The organism is Lutibacter sp., from assembly GCF_013139515.1.
In the GTDB taxonomy this organism is placed as follows: Bacteria; Bacteroidota; Bacteroidia; order Flavobacteriales; family Flavobacteriaceae; genus Lutibacter.
Genome location: NZ_WTAR01000067.1, coordinates 1 through 2,720 on the forward strand (window position 1 = coordinate 1; position 2,720 = coordinate 2,720).

At 30.1% G+C, this 2,720-nt stretch carries 6 protein-coding genes; 1 reads left to right on the forward strand and 5 read right to left on the reverse strand.

Annotation, left to right across the window (positions count from 1 at the left end; all coding sequences use genetic code 11):
- The 5 genes from GQ540_RS06645 to GQ540_RS06665 all read right to left on the reverse strand — a co-directional run.
- Nucleotides 1-421, reverse strand: a 421-nt coding sequence (locus GQ540_RS06645; RefSeq protein WP_291799189.1) for a hypothetical protein, incomplete at its 3' end; no start/stop codon positions are given.
- A gap of 1 nt (nucleotide 422) precedes the next feature.
- Nucleotides 423-563, reverse strand: coding sequence for a hypothetical protein (locus tag GQ540_RS06650; protein WP_291799192.1), 141 nt, complete (start codon nucleotides 561-563; stop codon nucleotides 423-425).
- A 4-nt stretch (nucleotides 564-567) separates the two neighbouring features.
- The gene (locus GQ540_RS06655) at nucleotides 568-729 is read right to left on the reverse strand and encodes a DUF4177 domain-containing protein (RefSeq protein ID WP_291799195.1); all 162 of its coding nucleotides are present in this window, start codon (nucleotides 727-729) and stop codon (nucleotides 568-570) included.
- Nucleotides 730-740: 11 nt separating this feature from the next.
- Nucleotides 741-911: a DUF4177 domain-containing protein gene (locus GQ540_RS06660; RefSeq protein ID WP_291799198.1), complete on the reverse strand. Its 171-nt coding sequence runs from the start codon at nucleotides 909-911 to the stop codon at nucleotides 741-743.
- A 68-nt stretch (nucleotides 912-979) separates the two neighbouring features.
- A complete protein-coding gene (locus tag GQ540_RS06665) occupies nucleotides 980-1,837 on the reverse strand; it encodes an SPFH domain-containing protein (protein ID WP_291799201.1) in 858 nt (285 codons plus the stop codon).
- 112 nt (nucleotides 1,838-1,949) lie between these two features.
- On the opposite strand from GQ540_RS06665, the gene GQ540_RS06670 reads away from it, so the two are divergent.
- Nucleotides 1,950-2,720 (forward strand): S1/P1 nuclease (locus GQ540_RS06670; protein WP_291799204.1); only part of this gene is annotated, 771 nt, incomplete at its 3' end.

Genomic DNA, 2,720 nt, shown 5'->3' on the forward strand with positions numbered 1-2,720 from the left:
CACTATTTAATTCTAATTGTAAACCAATATCTCCTTTTGTTGTAAAGGACTTTCCTTTTTTCTTTCTGAAACTAAATTTCACTCCCCAGCCACCATATTCAAAAATTGCATCGTAATTTCTAATATAGCATTCTGAAATAAGGTTCCATTCAATTAGTTTTAATGAAAAATGAAAAGGAAAATATTGATAATAAACGCCTCTTTCATTTATCCTAGTTTTAAGTTTCAAATTAGCAAAAAGGAATGCAACCAGTAAAATTATTACTAGGCCACTTAAACCGGTAATTTTTTCTCCAATAGTTCCGTTAGTGATACTTTCCCATTCTTGTATTATTGAAAAACAAACAACAATAAATGCAACTAATAATCCTATAATTACAATTGGTTGCGTAAATTTCTGTTCTTCAATAAATACTTTCATATTATATTTTTTTAGAAGTTTGGATAAATCCAGTCGAAAAAATAATGGCAAGAGCAACACCTAGTCCAATGTTGTTTAAAGCAACACCAACTCCTATACCAAGTGCAATTCCTGCACCAATTTTGGAATAATTTGACTTCATACTATTATCTGTTTTTATCACGTTCTAATAATGCTTTTGAGAAATGCCCTTCTGTATGAGTAATGCATTTAACAGACCAGCCTTCTCTAGAATATTGATTGAGTAAATCTTCAAAAACGTCATCCTTTTTCCAAAAGTTTTTCTTAATTATTTTGTATTCTTTCATATGCTTATGATTTATCTGTTTTTATCTCTTTCAAGAACGGCCTTGCGAATGTTTCCAGATTGATCAAAAGAGACATTGATAACTCGCCATCCCTGAGAACCATATTTGTTAAACATATCTTCAAATGTTTGATCTTTATAGGACCACATACTATCAGGCTTAATTATTTTATATTCTTTCATATTATTAAATTAATGATGTAATGGTTATGTATATTAATAGAGTTACATAAACTATAATTGAGATCATATTAATGATTTAAAGTTCCTGTATTAACAATAGGAGAAGCATCTTTATCTGAACAAAGTACTACCATTAAATTGCTTACCATTGCTGCTTTTCGTTCTTCATCTAATTCTACAATAGCATTTTTATTTAGCTTATTTATTGCCATTTCTACCATACTAACAGCACCTTCAACAATTTTATGTCGTGCAGCAATAATTGCTGTAGCTTGTTGTCGTTTAAGCATTGCGCTTGCAATTTCTTGCGCATAAGCTAAATATCCTATTCGAGCTTCTAAAACTTCAATACCTGCCATATCTAGGCGTTCAGCTAATTCTTTTTCTAAAGCTTCGCTTACTTCATTTACACTTGCTCTTAACGTAATTTCTTCTGCTTTTCCATCATCTTCAAAATTATCATATGGGTATAAACTAGCTAATTTTCTAACTGCCGCATCAGATTGTACGCGTACAAAATTCTCATAATTATCTACGTCAAAAGCAGCTTTATAAGTATCTCTTACTTTCCATACGGCTATCGTACTAATCATAATTGGATTACCAAGCTTGTCATTTACCTTTACACGTTCGCTATCAAAATTACTTGCTCTGAGTGAAATTGCTTTTTTACGATAAAATGGATTAGCCCAGTAAAAACCATTGTCTTTAACTGTTCCAATATATTTACCAAAAAGTAAAATTACTTTAGAAGTATTTGGGTTTACTAAAAAGAATCCAGGTAATGTTATAATGGTTAGAAATAGGAAGGCGAAACCCCATTCTGAAGATTTTACTATGCTAAAAATACCAGCGGCTATAAATAGCAGTAGCATAAACAACATAAAATAGCCGTTTTTAACTTTTATAATTTTTTCTTGTTTCATGTTTATTGATTTAAAGTGATATTAAAATGATATCACAAAGATATATATAATTTATTGATATTTCCAAATTTTTAATCAACTTTATTTTTATCTTAGCTGAAAATAATAAAACATGAAATCAGTAAGATCAATATATATATTAGGCGTTTTTTTAATTGCTTTTTCATCAATGGAAGCAATAAATCCAGATTGGGGAGCTACAGGGCATAGAACAATTGGAGAAATAGCAGAAAATTATTTAAAAGGGAAAACAAAGCGCAAAATAAAAGAACTTTTAAATGGGCAAGGTTTAGCATTGGTTGCTACTTTTGGAGATGATATTAAATCAGATAGACGATATAATGAATTTTATACATGGCACTATGTGAATATGCCTTTTGGTGTTAAATACGAAGATGCTGTTAAGAATCCTAAAGGAGATTTAGTTACCGGAATTGAAAAATGTAAAGCGGTTATTTTAGACGAAAACTCTTCAAAAGAGGACAAAGTATTTTATATTAAAATGTTGGTGCATTTAATAGGTGATTTACACCAGCCAATGCATGTTGGACGAAAAGAAGATAAAGGCGGGAATGATATTCAAGTACAATGGTTTAACAATGGTACTAATTTGCATAGAGTTTGGGATAGTAATATGATCAACCATTTTAATATGACATATACTGAACTTGCTAGTAATGTTGATGAAATGTCAAAAGAACAAGTGAAATTTTTACAAAAAGGTAGTGTTGTAGATTGGGCAAATGAAACTCAGACATTTGCTGTAAAAGCATATAAATCTACAAAAACAGGTGATAAATTAGGGTATAGATATATGTACGATAATTTTGGAGTGGTGCGTTCTCAATTGCAAAAAGGAGGAATTCGTTTAGCGAAAGTTTTA

Bases quoted from the DNA above. Each gene is read 5' to 3' on its own strand.
- GQ540_RS06650 (WP_291799192.1), bottom strand. From the start codon at position 563: ATGAAGTCAAATTATTCCAAAATTGGTGCAGGAATTGCACTTGGTATA.
- GQ540_RS06655 (WP_291799195.1), bottom strand. From the start codon at position 729: ATGAAAGAATACAAAATAATTAAGAAAAACTTTTGGAAAAAGGATGAC.
- GQ540_RS06660 (WP_291799198.1), bottom strand. From the start codon at position 911: ATGAAAGAATATAAAATAATTAAGCCTGATAGTATGTGGTCCTATAAA.
- GQ540_RS06665 (WP_291799201.1), bottom strand. From the start codon at position 1,837: ATGAAACAAGAAAAAATTATAAAAGTTAAAAACGGCTATTTTATGTTG.